The sequence below is a fragment of the Bradyrhizobium sp. AZCC 1719 genome (genome assembly GCF_036924525.1).
Lineage (GTDB): Bacteria > Pseudomonadota > Alphaproteobacteria > Rhizobiales > Xanthobacteraceae > Bradyrhizobium.
On record NZ_JAZHRU010000001.1, the window covers coordinates 558,360 to 578,632 of the forward strand.

The 20,273-nt window shown below is 64.6% G+C and carries 22 protein-coding genes; 8 read left to right on the forward strand and 14 right to left on the reverse strand.

Annotated elements, in window-relative coordinates:
• The first annotated feature begins 11 nt into the window (after positions 1-11).
• A complete protein-coding gene (locus tag V1292_RS02760; protein WP_334370209.1) occupies positions 12-458 on the forward strand; it encodes a nucleoside deaminase in 447 nt (148 codons plus the stop codon).
• A 79-nt stretch (positions 459-537) separates the two neighbouring features.
• On the opposite strand, the gene V1292_RS02765 is transcribed toward V1292_RS02760, so the two are convergent.
• A complete protein-coding gene (locus V1292_RS02765; RefSeq protein ID WP_334376916.1) occupies positions 538-1,443 on the reverse strand; it encodes an alpha/beta fold hydrolase in 906 nt (301 codons plus the stop codon).
• A 268-nt stretch (positions 1,444-1,711) separates the two neighbouring features.
• On the opposite strand from V1292_RS02765, the gene V1292_RS02770 reads away from it, so the two are divergent.
• Positions 1,712-2,944, forward strand: a complete 1,233-nt coding sequence (locus V1292_RS02770) for an acyl-CoA dehydrogenase family protein (RefSeq protein WP_334370210.1) — start codon at positions 1,712-1,714, stop codon at positions 2,942-2,944.
• Positions 2,945-3,064: 120 nt separating this feature from the next.
• Here the strand turns inward: V1292_RS02770 and purD are convergent, their stop codons facing one another.
• Entirely contained in the window at positions 3,065-4,342 is a 1,278-nt protein-coding gene (gene purD, locus V1292_RS02775; RefSeq protein ID WP_334370211.1) for a phosphoribosylamine--glycine ligase, read from the reverse strand.
• A 169-nt stretch (positions 4,343-4,511) separates the two neighbouring features.
• Between purD and xseA the strand changes: the two genes are divergently transcribed.
• Positions 4,512-6,131 carry an exodeoxyribonuclease VII large subunit gene (xseA, locus tag V1292_RS02780; protein WP_334370212.1) on the forward strand — a complete coding sequence of 540 codons (1,620 nt, stop codon included), beginning with the start codon at positions 4,512-4,514 and terminating at the stop codon, positions 6,129-6,131.
• On the opposite strand, the gene V1292_RS02785 is transcribed toward xseA, so the two are convergent.
• Positions 6,128-6,961, reverse strand: a complete 834-nt coding sequence (locus V1292_RS02785; RefSeq protein WP_334370213.1) for a dienelactone hydrolase family protein — start codon at positions 6,959-6,961, stop codon at positions 6,128-6,130. The genes xseA and V1292_RS02785 overlap by 4 nt on opposite strands.
• Positions 6,962-7,148: 187 nt before the next feature.
• Between V1292_RS02785 and V1292_RS02790 the strand changes: the two genes are divergently transcribed.
• Entirely contained in the window at positions 7,149-7,376 is a 228-nt protein-coding gene (locus tag V1292_RS02790; RefSeq protein WP_057842324.1) for a DUF2093 domain-containing protein, read from the forward strand.
• A gap of 74 nt (positions 7,377-7,450) precedes the next feature.
• On the opposite strand, the gene lpxK is transcribed toward V1292_RS02790, so the two are convergent.
• The 6 genes from lpxK to V1292_RS02820 form a co-directional block, all read right to left on the reverse strand.
• A complete protein-coding gene (lpxK, locus tag V1292_RS02795) occupies positions 7,451-8,449 on the reverse strand; it encodes a tetraacyldisaccharide 4'-kinase (RefSeq protein WP_334370214.1) in 999 nt (332 codons plus the stop codon).
• Positions 8,442-9,728 carry a 3-deoxy-D-manno-octulosonic acid transferase gene (locus V1292_RS02800; RefSeq protein ID WP_334376917.1) on the reverse strand — a complete coding sequence of 429 codons (1,287 nt, stop codon included), beginning with the start codon at positions 9,726-9,728 and terminating at the stop codon, positions 8,442-8,444. Before V1292_RS02800 ends, lpxK begins: the two co-directional genes overlap by 8 nt.
• 10 nt (positions 9,729-9,738) lie before the next feature.
• The gene (locus V1292_RS02805; protein ID WP_334370215.1) at positions 9,739-10,452 is read right to left on the reverse strand and encodes a lysophospholipid acyltransferase family protein; all 714 of its coding nucleotides are present in this window, start codon (positions 10,450-10,452) and stop codon (positions 9,739-9,741) included.
• Complete coding sequence (locus tag V1292_RS02810; RefSeq protein ID WP_334370216.1) at positions 10,449-10,697, reverse strand: DUF4170 domain-containing protein; 249 nt, start codon at positions 10,695-10,697, stop codon at positions 10,449-10,451. The genes V1292_RS02805 and V1292_RS02810 overlap by 4 nt, the downstream gene beginning before the upstream one ends.
• 93 nt (positions 10,698-10,790) lie before the next feature.
• A complete protein-coding gene (locus V1292_RS02815) occupies positions 10,791-11,600 on the reverse strand; it encodes an inositol monophosphatase family protein (protein WP_334370217.1) in 810 nt (269 codons plus the stop codon).
• The gene (locus tag V1292_RS02820; protein ID WP_334370218.1) at positions 11,587-12,987 is read right to left on the reverse strand and encodes a TldD/PmbA family protein; all 1,401 of its coding nucleotides are present in this window, start codon (positions 12,985-12,987) and stop codon (positions 11,587-11,589) included. The genes V1292_RS02815 and V1292_RS02820 overlap by 14 nt, the downstream gene beginning before the upstream one ends.
• Before the next feature lie 273 nt (positions 12,988-13,260).
• Here V1292_RS02820 and V1292_RS02825 point away from each other — a divergent pair, with 273 nt between their 5' ends.
• A complete protein-coding gene (locus V1292_RS02825) occupies positions 13,261-13,785 on the forward strand; it encodes a DUF6101 family protein (RefSeq protein ID WP_334376918.1) in 525 nt (174 codons plus the stop codon).
• Positions 13,786-13,944: 159 nt separating this feature from the next.
• Here the strand turns inward: V1292_RS02825 and ubiA are convergent, their stop codons facing one another.
• The 3 genes from ubiA to V1292_RS02840 all read right to left on the reverse strand — a co-directional run bounded on the left by ubiA (position 13,945) and on the right by V1292_RS02840 (position 16,369).
• A complete protein-coding gene (ubiA, locus tag V1292_RS02830) occupies positions 13,945-14,880 on the reverse strand; it encodes a 4-hydroxybenzoate octaprenyltransferase (RefSeq protein ID WP_334370219.1) in 936 nt (311 codons plus the stop codon).
• Positions 14,881-14,890: 10 nt separating this feature from the next.
• On the reverse strand, positions 14,891-15,544 hold the full coding sequence (locus tag V1292_RS02835; RefSeq protein WP_334370220.1) for a hypothetical protein: 654 nt from the start codon (positions 15,542-15,544) through the stop codon (positions 14,891-14,893).
• A gap of 255 nt (positions 15,545-15,799) precedes the next feature.
• Complete coding sequence (locus V1292_RS02840) at positions 15,800-16,369, reverse strand: hypothetical protein (protein WP_334370221.1); 570 nt, start codon at positions 16,367-16,369, stop codon at positions 15,800-15,802.
• 192 nt (positions 16,370-16,561) lie between these two features.
• Here V1292_RS02840 and V1292_RS02845 point away from each other — a divergent pair, with 192 nt between their 5' ends.
• Positions 16,562-17,308 carry a 16S rRNA (uracil(1498)-N(3))-methyltransferase gene (locus V1292_RS02845; RefSeq protein WP_334370222.1) on the forward strand — a complete coding sequence of 249 codons (747 nt, stop codon included), beginning with the start codon at positions 16,562-16,564 and terminating at the stop codon, positions 17,306-17,308.
• 18 nt (positions 17,309-17,326) lie between these two features.
• Here the strand turns inward: V1292_RS02845 and V1292_RS02850 are convergent, their stop codons facing one another.
• Positions 17,327-17,620: a type II toxin-antitoxin system RelE/ParE family toxin gene (locus tag V1292_RS02850; RefSeq protein WP_334370223.1), complete on the reverse strand. Its 294-nt coding sequence runs from the start codon at positions 17,618-17,620 to the stop codon at positions 17,327-17,329.
• A 1-nt stretch (position 17,621) separates the two neighbouring features.
• Positions 17,622-17,873 (reverse strand): type II toxin-antitoxin system ParD family antitoxin, encoded by a 252-nt coding sequence (locus V1292_RS02855; protein WP_334370224.1) that lies wholly within the window; start codon positions 17,871-17,873, stop codon positions 17,622-17,624.
• 245 nt (positions 17,874-18,118) lie between these two features.
• On the opposite strand from V1292_RS02855, the gene V1292_RS02860 reads away from it, so the two are divergent.
• Positions 18,119-19,285 (forward strand): ATP phosphoribosyltransferase regulatory subunit, encoded by a 1,167-nt coding sequence (locus V1292_RS02860; RefSeq protein WP_334370225.1) that lies wholly within the window; start codon positions 18,119-18,121, stop codon positions 19,283-19,285.
• The gene (gene hisG, locus V1292_RS02865) at positions 19,282-20,259 is read left to right on the forward strand and encodes an ATP phosphoribosyltransferase (RefSeq protein WP_334370226.1); all 978 of its coding nucleotides are present in this window, start codon (positions 19,282-19,284) and stop codon (positions 20,257-20,259) included. Before V1292_RS02860 ends, hisG begins: the two co-directional genes overlap by 4 nt.
• Positions 20,260-20,273: the final 14 nt, after the last annotated feature.

Here is a 20,273-nt window from a genome sequence, read left to right on the forward strand (position 1 = left end):
TGATACGAGGCATGACTGCTCCTTCTTTCATGGATTTGGCGCTGAAAACGGCCGAAAACGCCGGAAAAGCCGGCGAAGTTCCGATCGGCTGCGTGATCGTGAGGGATTACGAGGTGATCGCCACCGCCGGCAACCGGACGCTGACTGACCGCGACCCGACCGCGCACGCCGAAATCCTCGCGATCCGGCAGGCGGCCGAGGCCATCGGCACCGAACGGCTGGTCGATTGCGACCTCTACGTCACGCTGGAGCCCTGCACGATGTGCGCCGGCGCGATCTCGTTTGCGCGGATCCGGCGGCTCTATTACGGCGCCGCCGATCCCAAGGGCGGCGCGGTGGATTCCGGCGTGCGGTTCTTTGCCCAGCCGACCTGCCATCACGTGCCGGAGGTTTATTCGGCGGTCGGCGAGAGCAAGGCCGCGGCGCTGTTGCGGGATTTTTTCAGGGAGCGGCGGTGATGGACCTGTAGCCCGGATGAGCGAAGCGATATCCGGGGGACCGTGTCCCGGATATCGCTTCGCTCATCCGGGCTACGAATCACGCCGCCAGGAAAAACTCCCGCAGCAATTTCGCCGTCACGCCCGGATTCTCCTCCGTCAAAAAATGTCCGGAATCGACCGGCGCTCCTTCCACATTCGTCGCCCATTTCTTCCACGCATCGAGCGGCGTCGTTGCAGCAGGCGCGACGCCGGCATCGCCCCACAGCGCCAGCATTGGAACCGTGATCTTCTTTCCGGCATCGAAATCGGCCTTGTCGATTTCGTAGTCGGCATAGGCACCGGCACGGTAGTCCTCGCACATCGCATGCACGCGGGCGGGATCGCGGAATGGCGCGAGATAATGTTCCAGCGCGCGTGGATCGATCGCGTCGAGCGTCTTCGATTTGGTCTGGCTGGCCATCTTGTACTTGAGGAAAAATTCTCCATTGTTGGCGATCAGCGTTTCCGGCAGCGGATAGGGCTGCGCCAGAAACGCCCAGTGGTAGATCTTGAGCGCCGAAAGCCGGTTCAACTTCTCCCAATAGTCATAGGTCGGCGCGATATCGAGCACCGCGAGCTTCGACAGCCGGCCGGGATGATCGAGCGCCAGCCGGTATGACACGCGGCCGCCGCGGTCGTGACCGGCGAGCGCGAAATGCACATGGCCGAGCTGCTCCATCGCCTCCACCATCACTTTCGCCATCGCGCGCTTGGTGTAGGGCGTATGGTTCTCATCGCTGCGGGGCATGTCCGACCAGCCATAGCCCGGCAGGTCAGCGATGATCAGCGTGAACCGGTCCGCCAGTTGCGGCGCGACTTGGTGCCACATCACATGCGTCGACGAAAAACCATGCAGCAGCAATAGCGGCGGGCCGTTGCCGCCAACACGGGCAAAGATGCGGCCCGATGAGGTGTTGATCCATTCGGCCGCGTATCCGGGAAACAGATCGGCAAGATCGGGCATCTTCATACTCTCTCGTCATCCGCTACCTGTCATCATCCGCCAACGGGTCGCGCGAATGCGCGCCCGATGACAGGCTCCGGCGGATGATCCAGTAAACACCAGCCTCTCCTTTAACAACAGGCGCCTCGGCGTACTGGATACCCCGCATGCGCGGGGTATGACAGCCTTGGCTTGCTTCAAACTTTGTTTGCCGTTGCCGCTGGCAGACCGCAGGTTTATGCCATCCCTCAAGACCGACCAACAACAACAAGACGCGAGGAAACCAGCGATGTCGATCGATTTCGAAATTCCGGCCGAAGCCAAGGCAATCCGCGAGAAGGTCCGCAAATGGGTGCAGGAGGAATGCATCCCCGCAGAGAAGGAACTCGATACCAAGCCGCTCGCCGAAGTGCTCGGCCCGCTCCGCGCCAAGGCCCGCGCGCGCGGCCTGTGGTGCCCATGGGTGCCGAAGGAATATGGCGGCATGGGGCTCGGCCCGCTCGCCAACGCGCTGGTGCAGATGGAGCTGGGCGAGAGCATGCTGGGCGCACTGTCGATGAACACGCAAGGTCCCGACGACGCCTCGATGATGACGATCCTTGCCCATGGCACGGAATATCAGAAGGAGAGGTTCCTTAAACCGCTGCTCAACGGCGACAAGCGCATCTGCTTCTCGATGACTGAGAAGGCTGCCGGCGCCGACGCCACCGGCATGCAGACCACGGCGGTGAAGGACGGCAACGAGAACTACGTCCTGAACGGCGAGAAGTGGTTTTCCTCCTCCGCCAGCGTGGCCGACATGGCGCTGGTGATGGCCAAGACCGATCCGAACGCGCCACGGCACAAGCAGTATTCGACCTTCATCGTGGAGTTGCCGAACCCCGGCTACAAGATCAAGCGCAACGTCGCCAACATGGCGATCGAAGGGCCGCACGACGAAATCCTGCACGGCGGGCACTCCGAAATCGAGATCAAGGATTTGAAGGTGCCGGCCGACAATCTGCTCGGCGGCGAAGGCAATGGCTTTGCCATGGGCCAGCACCGCCTCGCCTATGGACGCCTTCGCCACGGCATGCACAACGTCGCCAAGGCGCAACGCGCGCTCGACATGGCGGTCGCCCATGTCACCAAGCGCTCGACCTTCGGCAAATTGCTCGCCGACCGCCAGGCAGTGCAGTTCATGCTCGCTGACTGCGCCAGCGAACTCTATATCGGCCGCCTGATGCTGCTGCACATCGCCTACAAGGCGGAGAAGGGTCTCGATATCAGGCAGGAGAACTCGATCGCAAAGATCTTCCATGCGCACATGGTGCACAAGGTGATCGACACCGCGATCCAGCTCCATGGCGCGCTCGGCTTCAGCCAGGATACGCCGCTGGCGAAATGGTACACCCAGGTGCGCTCGCAGCGGCTGGTCGACGGTCCGGACGAAGTACACAAGTGGAAGATCGGCAAGAACGTCATCAAGGCGTTCCGCGAGCACGGCACCACGGCAAGCGCGGCGGGCGGGGATTTGTTGTGACATACCGTCATTCCGGACGACGCGCATCGCGCGTCGATCCGGAATCTCGATGTGATGAGCACTTCTGCAACTAATCTCGAGATTCCGGGTTCGGCGCGTAGCGCCGCCCCGGAATGACGTTCAACCCCTCTCCGCCTCCACCGCCTGCCAGGCGATGTCACGCCGGCAAAAACCATCCGGCCATTGGATGCGGTCGACGGCCTGATAGGCACGCTCTCTCGCCTCGGTGACGGTCTTCCCCATCGCGCAGACGTTCAGCACGCGGCCGCCATTGGCGACAATGCCGCCGTCCTTCGCCGCCGTGCCGGCGTGAAATATCTCGACGCCCTCGATTTCGGCCGCGTCATCAAGGCCCTCAATCCGCGTGCCCCTCTTGTAGTCGCCGGGATAACCCTTCGCCGCCATCACCACGGTCAGCGCCGGATCGGGAAACCAGCGCAGGTCGAAATGCTTCAGTTCTCCGTCGCAGGACGCCAGAAACGCCGGCACGATGTCGGACATCATTCGCAGCATCAGCACCTGGCATTCGGGGTCGCCGAAGCGGACATTGAATTCGAACAGCTTTGGCCCCTGCTCCGTCAGCATTACGCCGGCATAGAGCACGCCGCGGAACGGCGTGCCGCGCTTCTTCATGCCCGCGACGGTCGGCAGGATGATCCGCGCCATGATTTGATCGTGCACCTCAGCCGTCACGAACGGCGTCGGCGAATAGGCGCCCATGCCGCCGGTGTTCGGTCCTTCGTCATGATCGAACACGCGCTTGTGGTCCTGCGCCGAGGCGAGCGGGATTGCGGTGTCGCCGTCGCACAGCGCAAAGAAGCTGATCTCGCGGCCAGCGAGGAATTCCTCGATCACGACTTCCGTTCCCGCCGCGCCGAACGCGCCATCGAACATCATGGCGATGGCGGCCTCAGCCTCCGCCAGCGTCTTTGCCACGACGACGCCTTTGCCGGCGGCCAACCCGTCGGCCTTGACCACGATCGGCGCGCCCTGCGTGCGCACATAGGCCAGCGCATCATCGGCGGTAGTGAAGCGGCCATAGGCGCCAGTCGGAATATCGAATTCGCGGCACAGGTCCTTCGTAAATCCCTTTGAGCCCTCGAGTTGCGCCGCCTGCTTGCTCGGACCGAACGCCTTGATGCCGGCTTTCGCGAGATCATCGACAATCCCGGCGGCAAGCGGCGTTTCCGGGCCGACCACGACGAGATCGACGGCGTTGCTTTTGCAGAACTCGATCACCGCGCCATGATTCGCAACGTCGAGCGCGACGCATTCAGCTTCGCGCGCGATGCCGGCATTGCCCGGCGCGCACCACAATTTGGTCAGCAGAGGGGAAGCGGCAATCTTCCACGCCAGAGCGTGTTCGCGGCCGCCGGAACCGAGCAGGAGAATGTTCATTCGGAGTGCAGCCAAGTGGAGGGGTTGCCGGCCATTGCGCGACGGTTTAGCACGGCAGGAGCCCGCCGCAACAACGTGTCCATTCCCGTGTGGATATGTGCTCTGGCTCCCCCAACATGCCATCGGCACCTTGCGGAAGCGCCGGAAAAGGCCGATTCTACGCCCTGATATGCCAGCAGATAACCTGATCAACGCGCCCGAATTTACCGTCTCGGAACTGTCCTCCGCCCTGAAGCGGACGGTCGAGGACCGCTTTGGCCATGTCCGCGTCCGCGGCGAAATCTCCGGCTTCCGCGGGCCGCACTCCTCGGGCCATTGCTATTTCGCGCTCAAGGACGAGAGCGCCAAGATCGAGGCGGTGATCTGGAAGTTCGCCCACGCCCGGATGCGGTTCAAGCCGCAGGAAGGGCTCGAGGTCATCGCCACCGGCAAGCTCACGACTTATCCAAACTCCTCGAAATACCAGATCGTCATCGACTCGCTGGAGCCTGCCGGGATCGGCGCGCTGATGGCGCTGATGGAGGAGCGCAAGCGGAAGCTCGCCGCCGAGGGCCTGTTCGACGAGGCGCGCAAGCAATTGCTGCCGTGGCTGCCGGAAGTGATCGGGGTCGTCACCTCGCCGACGGGCGCGGTCATCAGAGACATCCTGCATCGGCTGGAGGACCGCTTTCCCCGCCGCGTACTGGTGTGGCCGGTGAAGGTGCAGGGCGAAGGCTCCGCCGAGCAGGTTGCGGCGGCCATCCGCGGTTTCAATGCGCTACCCGAGACCGGACGAATCCCGCGGCCCGATCTCGTGATCGTCGCGCGCGGCGGCGGCTCGCTGGAGGATCTGTGGTCGTTCAACGAGGAGATCGTGGTTCGCGCTGCCGCCGACAGCATGATTCCGCTGATCTCGGCCGTCGGCCACGAGACCGATATCACGCTGATCGATTTCGCCGCCGACAAGCGCGCGCCGACGCCGACGGCGGCGGCCGAAATGGCCGTTCCCGTGCGCAGCGAATTGTTCGCCGAGGTGGAAAGCCTGGCGCGCCGCACCATGGTGTGCTGGCAGCGCGGCCAGGAGAGCCGCCGCAACGAATTGCGCGCCGCCGCCCGCGCGCTGCCGAGTTTGAGCGAACTGCTCGCGATCCCCAGGCAGCGGCTGGATCACCTCGGCGCCGCCCTGCCCCGCGGCCTGAAAGCCAATACGCATGCTCATCACCGCCGCTTTTCGCATCTCAGCGCCGGCCTGACGCTGAAGGTGTTGCGCGGACAGGTCGCGCAGGCCAGCCATCGTCTTACGGTGTCGGGCGAGCGAATCCGGCTGTCCGCCCGCGCCCTGCTGCGCAACCGGCGCGAACGTTTTGCCGGCTTGGAGATCAGGCTCAAGGCTTCAAAACTCTCCAACGCCCAGGCGCAGCGCAACGCGATTGCGCGCGAACGCGAACGTACGCAACGGCTGGCCGAGCGCGCCCGCCGAGCGCTCGCGATCGCGATGCAGCGGCTTGACGCGCGGGTCGCCCATAGCGGGCAGTTGTTGTCGGCGCTGTCCTATCGCGGCGTGCTCGCCCGCGGCTTTGCCCTGGTGCGCGACGAACACGGCCACGCCGTCCATGCCGCCGCTGCGGTCGGGCCGAGCGCGCGTCTCTCCATCGAGTTCGCCGACGGCCGCGTGGCGGCGACCGCGGATGCGGACCGGCCTCAGGCGACGGCTCCAGCCACAAGCGCGCCGAAGCCAGCCCCGCGCGAGGCGAGGCCAGCAGCACCGAAGCGCGTGCCAAAGCCGGTAGATCAGGGAAGCCTGTTTTAGCGCGCCAGCCATTCCGTGACGCGCTGTTGCGCATCCTTGCGCGCATCCGCGTCGGTGCCGATATGGCCGTGTTCGGGCAATGCCGCGTCAGCCCCCGCGATCGCCCGCAGCGGAAGGTTGGCGCGGTCGAAATCGTGAGCCGCCCCGGGATAGACCACGATTCGCGCCAGCGCGCTGCGGCCGCGGGCACCCTCCACCATCTGACGGCAGGCCGACGGTGAACTGACGTCGTCCTTGGCGCCAATCAACAGCAGCGTCGGCACCCGCGCGCTCCAGCCGAGGCCGGAGGAGATCCGGCAGTCCGGATAGAACGCGATGGCAGAGCGGAAATCCGGTCCAGTCCCGCGCGACGATGATTGCGGGCGTACCGCCCACAGCACCGCGCTGGCGCCGTTGGCCCATCCGATCAAGCTGATGCGGTCACGCGCGACCCAGGGCTGCTGCAACAGCCATTGCCGCGACGCGTTGACATCGGCCACCCGCTCGCGGCGGGCAAGCACGCGGCGCTCCTTGACGCGGCATTGCGGGTCGAGCTCGCGCGAACCGTGACTGTCCGGCAACAGCACGGCATGGCCGGACTTCAGGAGTTGTTCCGCCCAGTCACTGTAGCGCGGCAGCACCGGCTCGGATTGCCCGCTCAATCCGCCGCAGCCATGCAGCGCGATTACCGTGGGAAATGGGCCGTCACCATCAGGCTTATAGAGCTGCGCGTGCAGGGTCAGTCCGGTCGCCGGGATATCGACCTGGCGCGGGGCCGGCAACGGCGCCGCACCGGCGGTGGAGGCCGCAGCAAGGAGCGTCAGGAATAGCGTTGCTGACAACAGGCGCATCGGTCTCTGTCGGATCGGTGTGACGCTGCGGGCACAATAAAACTCACGCTATCATGCAGGTGGGCGCAAAATCATCACAAGTAGGTCAGTTTGCGGGGCGGACAGTACGACCTATTTATGATAGATCCAATTTGGAAAATACACTTGACGCCGGCCCGCGCGGGCCGGCCCATCGGAGAGTTTGACGGTGCTCAATAAATTCGGCCCCTCGGGCCATGGCGAAGCGCAGGTGCAATATCTGGACGGCGATTTCCGCGTGATCTCGCCGGGGACCTATGTGCGCTGCGCCGTCACCGACGTGCGGATTCCGCTCGACGAATTGAAGTACTGGAGCGTCGATCTGCAGGAGGCCTATTCGGTTCCGGGCGCCGTGCTGCAGCGGCACTTTCCCGGCGCGCTGAAGACGCAGGGCTGAGCGCGGTTTCGTAGATTGTAGGGTGGGCAAAGCCAACGGGTCGCGCGAGCGCGCGCCCGTTGGCTTTGCCCACCCTACTCTTTCCTCTCGCGCGCCTTGAATAGCCGGTCGGCGACGAATTTTCGCAGGCGCGCAGGATCGTCGAACTCTAGCGTTACCCCGAACGGCACGATGTGCTGCGCCGGATCGCGCAGCCGCGCCAGGTCCTTTTCCGTCGTCACCAATGTCAGCCCGTCGCGCCGAGCCTCGGTAATCAAGCCTTCGATCTCACTCTGCGAGTACGGATGATGATCGGCGAAGGCCTGCTGCCTGACGACATCGATGCCGCTTAAGCGCAGCGTGTTGAAAAAACGCACGGGATCGCCGATACCGGCAAATGCCAGCACGCGCTTGCCGCGAAGCGCGGCGACCGGCGCGTCATCCGGCTTCAGATGCGCGCGCAGTACCGGCTTGCCCTGTGCGGCAATCTCGGCGGCCACCGGCTCGGCAGCGGTGCCGTTGCCGACAATGATCAGCGCGTCGGTGCGCGCCAGTTGCGGCCGCAGCGGCGCGCGCAGCGGACCGGCGGGAAATACCTTCCCGTTGCCAAGTCCGCGTTCGCTGTCGATCACGATCAGGCATGCGTCCTTGATGATCGACGGATTCTGGAAACCGTCGTCCATCAGGATCACGGTCGCGCCTTGCGAGCGCGCCAACGGCACGCCCTCGGCGCGTTTGCGCGATACCACGACCGGCAAATGGCCTGCCAGCATCAGCGGTTCGTCGCCGACATCGGCCGCCGCGTGCCGCTCAGGATCGACGCGGACCGGCCCGCGCAATTCGCCGCCGTACCCGCGGCTCAGCACGACCGGCGTCTCGCCGAGGTCGCGCATGAGCTTCGCCAGCGCCAGCACGGTCGGCGTCTTGCCGGCGCCGCCGACGTGGTAATTGCCGACGCAGAGCACCGGGATGCCAGCATTCAATCCCTTGCGCCGCAGGCGCTGTGCGGCGATGGCGCCATAGAGCGCGCCGAGCGGTTTCAACAGATGCGAGTTGAGCGAGGACGGGCCGTGCCAGAAGCCCGGCTCACGCATTGCCGGTTCCCATCTCGATCCGCAACTGCAGCAGATACGGCTCGAGGGCAGAGAGCGTTCGCTCCAGGGCGCCGCCGAGCTGACCGACCACGCGCTCGGATGCGGTGAGCACGGCTTCGCGCGCCTTGGAATCGGCGAGCATCTGCCCGAACTGCTTGACCAGCGCTTCCTGCGTATCGGCCCGCCGCGCGCCGCCCGCTGAATCGAGGGCTTCGTAGACGTCGGTGAAGTTGAAGACGTGAGGGCCGTGGACGATCGAGGCGCCGAGCTTGATCGCCTCGATCGGATTCTGCCCGCCATGCTCGACCAGCGATCCGCCCATGAATACGATCGGCGCCAGCCTGTAGAACAGTCCCAGCTCGCCCATGGTGTCGGCGACATAGATGTCGGTCGTGGCGGTGGGCAAGTCCTCGTGCGAGCGCAGGGTCGGATTGAGGCCGGAAGCTGCGATCATGCGCGCGATGGCCTCGCCGCGATCGGGGTGCCGGGGCACAATCACCGTCAGCAGCCCCGGGAAGAATCCGGCGAGCGTCCGGTGGGTGGCCGTCACGATTTCTTCTTCGCCCGGGTGCGTGGAGGCCGCGACCACCACGGGGCGGCCGCGTGTCATCGACATCAGCATGTCCAGCTTGTTGGCGTCGGCCGGCGGAGCGGGAACGTCGAGCTTGAGATTTCCCGTGACCATGACGTTGCGGCTGCCCAGCGCGGCAAAGCGATCCGCATCGGTCTGCGACTGCGCCAGGCAGATGTCGAACTTGTCGAGCAGCGCCGAAATGGTGCCGGCGACACGGCGCCAGCGCGGAAACGAGCGCTGCGACATCCGTCCATTGATCAGCACCATCGGCAGCCGCCGCGCAGCGCTCGACAGGATCAGGTTCGGCCAAAGATCGGACTCGATGAAGAGCGCCAGCGACGGACGCCAATGATCGAGGAATCGCGCGACGTAGCGCGGCGAGTCGTAGGGGACATATTGATGGATGACGTCCGGGGGGAACCGCTTGGCGACGATCGCAGCCGAGGTCACCGTGCCCGACGTCAGGAGGATGCGCAGGTCCAGGGCCCGCAGCCGCTCGATCAGCGCAGCCGCCGCCAGTACTTCGCCGACGCTGGCGCCGTGAATCCACACCAGCGGCCCTGCGGGGCGAACATCAGCGCTCATGCCGCGGCGCTCGCCGACCCGCGCCGGGTCCTCCTTGCCCAGCCTCAACCGCCGGCTGATCAACGCAGGCGACAATGGCACCACGGCAGACGAAAGACTCCGGTAGACACGCAACGTCATCGGCAGCGAATTAGCCAAGAGCGGCCTCCGGACGCCCGACCGCCTTGTAGGCGCGACGGGTCGCTTCGTTCAGATAAGATTCTACCTGAAGACGCAGCTTTTCCATAGTCTCGGCATCGGCATCCGGCGGTACGTGCACCGGCTCGATGCCGACCACCGCACCGCGCCCGAATGGCAAATTGATGGTGGTGGAGTCCCAGTTTTTCAACCGGATGAACCGGCTGGTCACCATCGCAAACGGCATGATCGGCCGGCCGGACTCCCGCGCCAGCATGATGACGCCGAGCCCGCTCACGCGGGCGCGCTTGGGCACATCGGCGGTGGTCGCGACGTTCCAGCCATCTTCCAGCGCCTGCAGCATCTCGCGGAAGGCGCCGACGCCGCCCTTGCGGTGAAAGGCGCCGCCATGATCGCCGGAACCCCTGATGGTTCCGATGCCGAGCCGCTCGGCGGCGATGGCGTTGAATTCGCCGTCGCGGTGCCGCGAGATCAGGACCTTGGCGCGGTGGCTCTCCTTGGTCTTGATGAACGGCGTCATGAAATGCTGGCCGTGCCAGAACGCGAAGATCGCCGGCTGTTCCGGCTCGACGATGTCGTAGACGTTGGCGGGGTCGTAGCTGAAGCGGTTGGTCAGCCAGACCAGCCGCAAATATTCGGCCGCGAGCACTCCCAGCGCGCGCTGAACCCAGGTGCTGCGCAGCAAATCGCGAAGGAGGCGTTTCAAGTGGAGGACTTCGTGTCTTGACCTGGATCGAGCAGCCGGTGGAGGTGAACCACGAAGTAGCGCATGTGGGCATTATCGACGGTCTGCTGCGCCTTCGCCTTCCAGGCCGCGTAAGCGGATGCGTAATTGGGGTAGACGCCGACGATATCGACCTGGTCGAGGTCCTTGAACGTGACGTGTTCGAGATCGGTCAACTCGCCGCCGATGACGAGATGCAGCAATTGCTGCGGGGCACTATCTGGCATGATGGTCTTTCCTAACGAGGTGCCCGGCGAGCAAGATCGATAATGTGAATCGCGGTATGAACGGGATGATTTGTGGCACGGATTTCGACCGATTCAGGGCAACCGACGATCCCGGAAATGCTCGACAATGCGCGCATGCCGATCGTGTCCCGCTGCCACCAGCATCCCGTGCACCACCTCCCGGCGATTATACTCAATCGCATCCCCCGAGAGCGCAGTCATTCTACCATTCGCTTCCTGCACGATCAAATTCGCCGCGGCAAGATCCCAATCGCGGCTTTGGCCGCCGGCAAAAGCGGCATCGAGACTGCCGTCCGCAACCCGGCACAGCCGCAGCGCCAGCGATCCGATTCGCGGATGCAGCGTGATGTCGTCCGGTGACGAACTCAGCCGCTGCACCAGCGGTTTTGGGCCGGCCATACGGGAAAAATCGAGCTCTGTTCCTGCGGATGCACGGACCCGCTTCTCGTTCAGCATGGTGCCCTTGCCGCGCATCGCGAAGAAGAATTCGTCGCTGGCGGGCGCGAACACCGCCGCCAGTACCGGCGTTGAACCCGAAACCAGCGCCACGCTCACGCACCAGTCTTCACGATGCGCGAGGTAGGCGCGGGTGCCGTCGATCGGATCGACGATCCAGACCAGTTCCTTGCCGAGCCGTGTGTCGTCATCGACGCTTTCCTCGGACAGCCAGCCATAATCCGGCGTCGCCGCGCGTAGCCGCCGTTCGACGAGGTCGTTGACGGCGATGTCGGCCTCGGAGACCGGCGAGGAAACGCCCTTGGTCCAGTTCTTCAATTCGGTGCGAAACAGCGACAGCGCCAGCGCGCCGGCTTCGCGCACGGTGTCCTTCAGCAGCGCGGCATCGCGCGCCCAGATCCGCTCGGCGGTATCAGCGTCCGCCAAGCGTCAAGCCCTCGATGCGCAGCGTCGGCGCGTTGACGCCGTAGCGGAATTCCAGGTCGTTGGCGGGAACGAGCGACTTGAACATCGCCAGCAGATGGCCCGCGATCGTCACCTCGCTGACGGGGTAAGTGAGCTCGCCGTTCTCGATCCAGAAACCCGAGGCGCCGCGGCTGTAATCGCCGGTCACGCCGTTGACGCCGGAGCCGATCAGGTCGGTGACGTAAAAGCCCTGCTTGATGTCGGAGATCAGTTCCTTCGGCGTCATCGCGCCGGGTTCGAGATGCAGATTGTACGACCCCGGCGACGGCGACGACGAGACGCCGCGATGGGCATGTCCGGTCGTGACCATCCCGAGCTCGCGCGCGGTCGCACAGTCCAGCAGCCACGTGGTCAGCACGCCCTCGTCGATGAGCGCGAGCTTCTTCACTCTGACGCCCTCGGCGTCAAAAGTCTGCGAGCGCAGGCCGCGCACGCGTAAGGGGTCATCGATGATGCGGATGTCCTTTGAAAACAACTGCTCGCCGAGCTTGTCCTTGAGGAAACTGGTCTTGCGCGCAATCGAAGCGCCGTTGATGGCGCCGACGAGATGGCCGACCAGCGACCCCGAGGCCCGGGGATCGTAGACCACCGGCACCTTGCAGGTCTCGACCTTGCGCGGATTGGCGCGCGCCACCGTACGCTCGCCTGCCCGACGGCCGACGCTTTCGGGAGCATCGAGGTCGGACGCATGCGGGGCCGAGGTGAAGTCGTAATCACGCTCCATGCTGGTGCCTTCGCCCGAGATCGCGGTCATCGAGATGCCGTGGCTGGAGCGCAAATATGAGCCATGGAAGCCGGTCGAAGTCACCAGCACCATGCCGCCGATGCCGCTCGAGGCGGACGCGCCGCTCGATTTGGTCACGCCCTTGACCGCAAGGCCCGCGGCTTCCGCCTCGCAGGCACGCCGCTCCAGTTCGCTCGTGGTCGGAATAATGCGGTCGAGCAGATCGAGCTCGGCGAACTCGCGCGCGAGCAGCGAGGGATCGGCGAGGCCGACATATTTGTCGTCGGGCGCGACGCGGGCCATTGCGACCGCCCGTTCGGCGAGCTTCGCAACGCCGTCGCCGGAAATATCGTTGGTCGAGACCACCGCCTGGCGCTGGCCGACCAGCACGCGCAATCCGACGTCGTCGCCTTCGGAGCGCTCGGATTCCTCGACCCGGCCATCGCGCACCTCGACGCCCTGCGAAACCCCGCGCACCGCGACGGCATCCGCGGCGTCCGCCCCGGCACGCTTGGCCGCCTCCACCAGCCGCTGCGCCAGCATCGAGAGCGCCGATTGATCGAACAGGTCGGAAGTTGCGGGGGCCTTCGAAAGCGGCGAAGCCGTGGATGGTGAAGAGTTCACAAACAAAATCCCTGACATTGAAGGGTTCGGACGCCGGCCGGCAAGGCCCTGAGATGTGCCTGATTCACAGGGATTTCAAGCATCTTGCGACGCCAAATGCCAAACATTTTCGGCATCGCCGCAAGGTCTCGTCAATCATGTGAGCCAAGGTCTTGTCAATCATGCTGGCGGGTGACTTTGGGTTAACCAGGCTTTTTAAGGCGAAACGGAAATCGCTCGGCTAAGGTCTCGCGTATCGACCGGGAACATAATCCCGGCGGGGAGATGAGAGCCGTGAGGCGTCAAACAGCAATAAGCGGGATCAATCCCGCCGGGTCGAGCCGTTCACTGCGGCTCGACCCTCTTTCTCTGCCGCTCAGCTTCCATGCGCACGACACCCGTGCGGACGGCGGCGTGCGCAGGATCGAACTTCACCGCGAGCGCGTCGTGCTGCACCGTGCCGTCAAGGGCATGCGGATGGCGATCAACGTCCGCGTCAGCGATTTTCTCGGCGTTGCACTGCGTGGTCTCGACGACGCACAGATGCTGGTGCTGGCGCATCGCGACCCGTCCTTGAACATTCCCTTGTGTGTGAGTTCCGACCACGAGGAGATCGCCTCCGCCTGGCAGATGTGGAGCGACATCTTCGCGCTGCCGCTGTTGACCGAGGACGATGATCGCGAACCGGCCGCCCGCCGCCGCCGCCACAACGCCATCCGCGCCCGCCGCCCGAAATTTTTGATGCGCCGCCGGGGCGGCAACCTCATCAATACCGAGACGGTTCATCGGGACGAACGCGAGATCATCGCGCGGGATTGAGTTTGCTTTAGCAGAACTCTCGCCAAGCAACCGTGGCGTACGCGGCAAATCAGTTCGCGGACACGTATGTACAGGGTAGGCAAAGCGAAAGCGTGCCTACCATCTCGAAGTGTGCTCGATGATAGATGGTGGGCACGTCGCTACGCGCCTTCGCCCACCCTACGAGACCGAACGCATCACCGCGTCAATCAGCAGTCCCGCAAACAGCAACAGACCTGCATCGCGGTTCGACTTGAAGAGGCGCAGGCAGAGCGCGGGATCGCTGATGTTCAATCGCCCAATCTGCCAGGCCAGATGCGCGGCAAACGCCACGAGCCCGACCCACGCCGGCCAGCGCGCGCCGCCCAGCGCCAGCGCGACGCCGATCAGAACCACCGCGAGCGAATAAAGCACCGCGAGCGCCCGATGGGTGCGCGCGCCGAACAGGCGCGCCGTCGATTTGATGCCGATCAACGCATCGTCCTCGGCGTCCTGATGGGCGTAGATCGTGTCGTAGCCGATCACCCAGGCGATCGAGCCGGCATAGAGCACGAGCGCGGTGAGATCGATGCGGCCGAGCGTGACCGCAAATCCCATCAGCGCGCCCCAGGAGAACGCCAGCCCCAGCACGACCTGCGGCCACCAGGTGATGCGCTTCATAAAGGGATAGACCGCGACGATGACGAGCGAGGCGACGCCGGTCAGGATTGCAAAGCGGTTGAACTGCAAGAGCACCGCGAGCCCAATCAGCGCCTGCAGGACCAGGAACGCGAACGCCTGCGTCACGCTGATCTGGCCAGCGGGCAGCGGCCGCGAGCGCGTGCGCTCGACGCTGGCGTCGAGGTCGCGGTCGGTGATGTCGTTCCAGGCGCAGCCAGCACCGCGCATGACGAAGGCGCCGATGAAGAACAGCACGATCACGAGCGGCAATTGCGAGATGTCACGCGCGATTCCGGCGGCCAGCGCCGCCGACCACCAGCACGGCATCAGCAACAGCCACGAGCCGATCGGACGATCGTAACGGGAAAGCCGCAAATAGGGCCGCGACCAGGACGGCGCGCGCGTATCGACCCAGTTGCCGGTCGCATCGGCAACGCGGGTAGTCGCGTCGCTCATCGGGTCGGGGTCATCGCGCGAGAACGTTGCCGTTCAGCGTATCGAAGGTGCTGCCACCCTTCCTGACCGTCTGCGCCTCAGGGAGCGCCGCCGACGAGCCGAGCACCTCGCTGAGACTGGGGCCAGCCGGCCTGGCAGCCGCCGCCTGCTGCGCGACGGCACAGACCTGATTCTGCATCTTCTCGGTGTTCTTGTGGCCGTTCCTGAGCTGGTCGGCTATCTGCGACGGAATTCCGCACTTTGCCGAGTTGGTCTCGACATATTTGATCATCTTCATTTCGGCCTGGCCGAAATTCTTGATCAGCTTGCAGGCCTCATCCGGCGGCGCCTTGCGATCGCTCGCGGCCTTGATCAGCTTGCCGCGCTTCTCGGCTTCCTCGCGCAACGGAACGAAGCCCTGCATGCAGGCGTCCGCCGAACCGCTGGCTTGCGGCGGCGGGCCACTGAATCCCCTGGAAACCGGGGCAGCGCCCTGCGAGGGGAACGGCGACGGAGCGCCGACCGAGGCCGATGGCGCCGCGCCATTCACCGGCGGAAACGGCGAATTCGCAGGCGCGGCGCTCTGGTTCGGCAACGGCGCCGGGAACGCGCCCTGCGCGAAGGCTTGGCCCGCGTGAACGGTCACGACGGCAGCGGTCAGCGGCACAATCAGGCGGCGGATCATCAAGGCTGTATCTCCGGCTAGGTCCAGGCAACCCCAGCGTCTTCGAAAACGAAGCGAATTTGCGGTGGGCACTTTTTACGATTCCTGCCGACGCTTAACAACCCGTTGATTGGGGCAGCAGCGCGGCGCAGGGGCGTCCCGGAAGTTAAAATAGCGTCCGGATTCTAGCGCTTTGGGCCAAAAGCGGCGCCGAAACGGAATATTACGGATGCCCGAACCCGATTTCCGCGACGCACTTCAACCAAGTCTCAGGAGTCAACGGACGGTCCAGAAGTCGCCGACCGGTCCGGATGGGGGCCAGAAGTCGCCGACCGGTCCCGCTGGTCCTCTCTTCCGCTCCTGCTGCGCGACGGCACAGACCTGCCGCTGCATCTTCTCGGTGTTCTTATGGGCGTTCTTGAGTTGGTCGGCGATCTGCGGCGCAACTCCGCACCTTGCTGCATTGACCTCGACAAATTTGATCATCTTCAATTCGGCCTGGCTGAAATTACCGATCAGTCCGCACGCCTCGAGCGCAGACGCCTTGCGCTCACTCGCGGCCTTGATCAACTTGCCGTGTTTCTCCGCCTCTTCGCGCAACTGGGCATATCGGTTCATACAAACCCCCGCTGCAGTCGGAGGCGTCGCCCAATTGCTTGGACCAAGGCCGCCGAGCGAGGCCGCCGGTGCCGCGCCGTTCGTTGACGAAAACGGCGAAGCATTGCCGGCAGGTGTGCCGCTCTCACTGGACAAGGACGCCGGAAATGAGCCCTGAGCAAAGATGTCATCTGCTTGAAAGCTTATGATGGCAGCTATCAGCGGCACAATCAGGCGGCGGATGACCAACGGTGTTCTCCTGCAAACCGCAAGCGGCTCAAATCTTCGGTCGAAGCGCAAATAGCGTTGGTAACTTTCTACAATTCCTGGGTGTCGGCGGCAACCGGTTGGACTTGAGCAGCATCGCCGCGCCGAAGGCAAAAACCGCGTCCGGATTCTAGCGCTTTAGGCTAAAAGCGGCGCGGAAACGGAATATTACGGATGCCTGATCTCGATTTTCGCGCCCCGCGCCTGTTCGTCGACGCCCCCTTGCGGGAGGGCGAAAGAATCGCGCTGGAGCGCAACCAGAGCAATTATCTGGGCAACGTGCTGCGGCTCTCGGCCGGCGAAACCATTTTGGTGTTCAACGGCCGCGACGGCGAATGGCAGGCGGCAATCGAGGGCCGCAAGCGGCCCGACGGCTTGAGCATCGTCGCGCAGACGCGGCCGCAGGACCGCCTGCCCGACATTGCCTATGTCTTTGCGCCGCTGAAACACGCTCGCCTCGACTACATGGTGCAGAAGGCGGTCGAGATGGGTGCCTCAAGCCTGCAGCCGGTGCTGACGCGGCACACCCAGGTCTCGCGGGTGAACGGCGAGCGGATGCGCGCCAACGTCATCGAGGCCGCCGAGCAATGCGGAATCCTGAGCCTTGCGCAGGTCGCCGAGCCGATCGCGCTGGACCGATTTCTCGACAAGCGCCAAGCCAGCCGCCTGCTGGTGTTCTGCGACGAGGCGAGCGACGTCGGCGGTCCCGTGCAAGCGCTGCAGGCGGCGCAGGCCGCGAGCTCCGGCATCGACGTATTGATCGGGCCGGAGGGCGGCTTTGCCGGAGAGGAGCGTGAGCTTCTGTTGCGGCAGCCGAGCATCCTCAGGCTGTCGTTGGGCCCACGGATTCTGCGGGCCGATACGGCAGCCGTGGCCGCACTGGCGCTGGTGCAGGCGGCTCTGGGTGATTGGCGGAACTGAAGGCTGGCTCAGTGCCGGTCAGTCGCCGGACAAATCCAGTTCTCCCAGATTGCGCGCGGCATCAACGATGCGCACACCGCCTTTCGTGATCTCGTAAAGCGCCAGCCAGCGCACAATGACTAGCATCCGGGCACCCGCGGCGATGTCGGGACGAGGCGGCCCGGACTCGGGAAATTCCGCGAGCTGACGGCACCGCGCTTCAATACGATCAATCCAATGGTCAGCGGTCGCCAAGCCTTTGTCGGCCGCAATGTGAATCCAGATTTCGAGAAGATCACGCTCCGCGAGCTGAGAAAGGCGAACCTCTCCCAAGTTATCTGCCCGCCGCCTTCAACAGCGCCCGGCCTTGCGCCTTGATATCAGCGAAATCGGCGGGGCCAGCGTCGCCGCTTGCCTGGCCTGCCGCCCACGCATTGCGCAGGAAAGCCAACCGGGCTTCCTCCGTCTGCTCCATGATCCGCAGCGCCTCGCGCACGACCTCGCTTGCCGAGGTGTAACGGCCACTTGAAACCTTGGCTTTGACAAATTCGCTCAGTTCGTCGGTCAGCGAAACATTCATATTCATGGCGGGACCTCTCCTCCACTCATTATGGGCGTGAGCACAGACTTTAGCAATCTTTGTCATCAGCTATGCGGTTCGTTGTCCTGACCCGCCTGGCCAGCCCAAGCCACCCCCATTAATTCAGTTGGCCAATCCCTGTCGAAACGCCGCCCCGGGCATGCTAAGGCCTGCGCCAATGAGCCGCCCGGACACCGGGGGAGGCCTCAAACGAACCTGGAACCCGGTTTTTCCGGATATTTGGACGCAGAATGACCGCGACCGCTGCCGTCAGAGGTGCTGCCGGGTCCGCCGCCTGGGCGGACGCGCTGCTATTGTCGTTTGCACAAGGCGGCTACATCCAGGCTCACCCTGATATCCTGCAGCCGGCGGAGCCGTTTCTTGACCTCTCCGGCGAGGACATCCGCAAGAGCCTTTATCTCACGACCGACGCCTCCGGCGAGGAACTCTGCCTGCGCCCTGACCTCACCATTCCGGTGGCGCGCGATTACCTCGCCTCGGAACGCGCCGGCCAGCCGGCGGGCTTCAGCTATCTCGGGCCGGTGTTCCGCTATCGCGGCGGCCGTCCCAGCGAATTTTTGCAGGCCGGCATCGAGTCCTTCGGCCGGCAGGACCGCGCCGCGGCGGATGCGGAAATGCTGGCGCTGGCGCTGGGAGCGACCTCCGCCTTCGGATTGAAGGATGTCGAAATCCGCACCGGCGACGTTGCGCTGTTCACTGCGCTGATCGATGCGCTCGATCTCTATCCGGTGTGGCGGCGGCGGCTGATCAAGGATTTCAACCGCAAGGTCAGCCTCGCCGAGGACATCGAGCGGCTGACGCTTGCGACTGCGCCCGGCCGCAACGAATATGAGGGCGTGCTGGCGGCGCTCGCCGGCTCCGACCGCAAGGCGGCGCTGGCGCTGGTCACCGACCTGATGTCGATCGCCGGCACCACCAATGTCGGCGGACGCACGGTCGACGAAATCGCCGATCGCTTCCTCGAACAATCGACGCTGAAGGGCGGTGCACTGCCGCGCGACGCCCTCGATACCATCAAGCGCTTCCTGGCGATTGCGGGCGATCTCGATGAATCGGTCAAGCAACTGCGTGAGCTGGCATCCGATGCCAAGCTCGATCTGACCGCGGCGATCGACCAGCTCGAAAGCCGCGTCGGCTTCATGGCCGCGCGCGGCATCGACACCAAGCTGGCGCGCTTCTCCACCTCGTTCGGGCGCGGCCTCGACTATTACACCGGCTTCGAATTCGAACTGCACGCCAAGGGCGACGGCGTCGAGCCGCTGGTGGGAGGCGGGCGCTACGATGGCCTGATGACGCAACTCGGCTCGGCCTCGCCGATCCCGGCGGTCGGATTCTCGGTGTGGATCGAGGCGCTGACGCAGCTCGGCCAGTCCAACGCGCAAGGGAGCGTCGCATGACTGCCCCCTTCGTCCTCGCCGTTCCCTCCAAGGGCCGCCTGCAGGAAAACACTGAGGCGTTTTTCACGCGCGCGGGGCTTGCGCTGGCAAAGCCGCGCGGCGCGCGCGACTATCGCGGCACCATTACAGGCCTCGACAATGTCGAGATCGCCTATCTCTCGGCGAGCGAAATCGCTTCCCAACTTGCGCGCGGCATGGTGCATCTTGGCGTCACCGGCGAAGATCTGCTGCGCGAAAGCATCCCCGATGCCGACAAGCGCGTGCTCTTGATCGACAGCCTCGGCTTCGGCAGCGCCAATGTCGTGGTCGCGGTGCCGCAGGCCTGGATCGACGTCCGTACCATGGCCGATCTCGACGATGTCACGACAGGCTTCCGCGCCCAGCATAACCGGCGAATGCGGGTCGCGACCAAGTACATCAACCTGACGCGCAACTTCTTCGCCGCCCACGGCGTGGTCGACTATCGCATCGTCGAAAGCGCCGGCGCCACCGAAGGCGCGCCCGCCGTCGGCACCGCCGAGATGATTGTCGATATCACGACGACAGGCGCGACGCTCGCCGCCAACGGGCTGAAGGTGCTCGACGACGGCGTGATCCTGCGCAGCCAGGCCAACCTCGTCGCCTCCCGCGATGCCGACTGGTCGACTGAAGCCCGCGAGACCGCGCGCATCATCCTCGATCACATCGCAGCTCGAGCCCGGGCCAGCAAATATCGCGAGGTGCGCACACGTTTCGCCGGCTGCAACGAGGCGTTGCTTAACGAGGCGCATAACCGCTTTGGCGTGGTGGCGCCGTTCGGCGGGCCGACCTCGTCCGGCATGCTCACGCTGCACTGCCCGCCGATGCATCTTTACGCGCTCGGCAGCTTCCTGCGCGAGCATGGCGCCGACACGGTCTCGATTGCCTCGCTCGACTATGTGCTCGACCGCGAAAACCCGTTATTTGCCAGGCTCGAGACGTTCCTGCGGCAATAAGGCTGCCGTTTCGT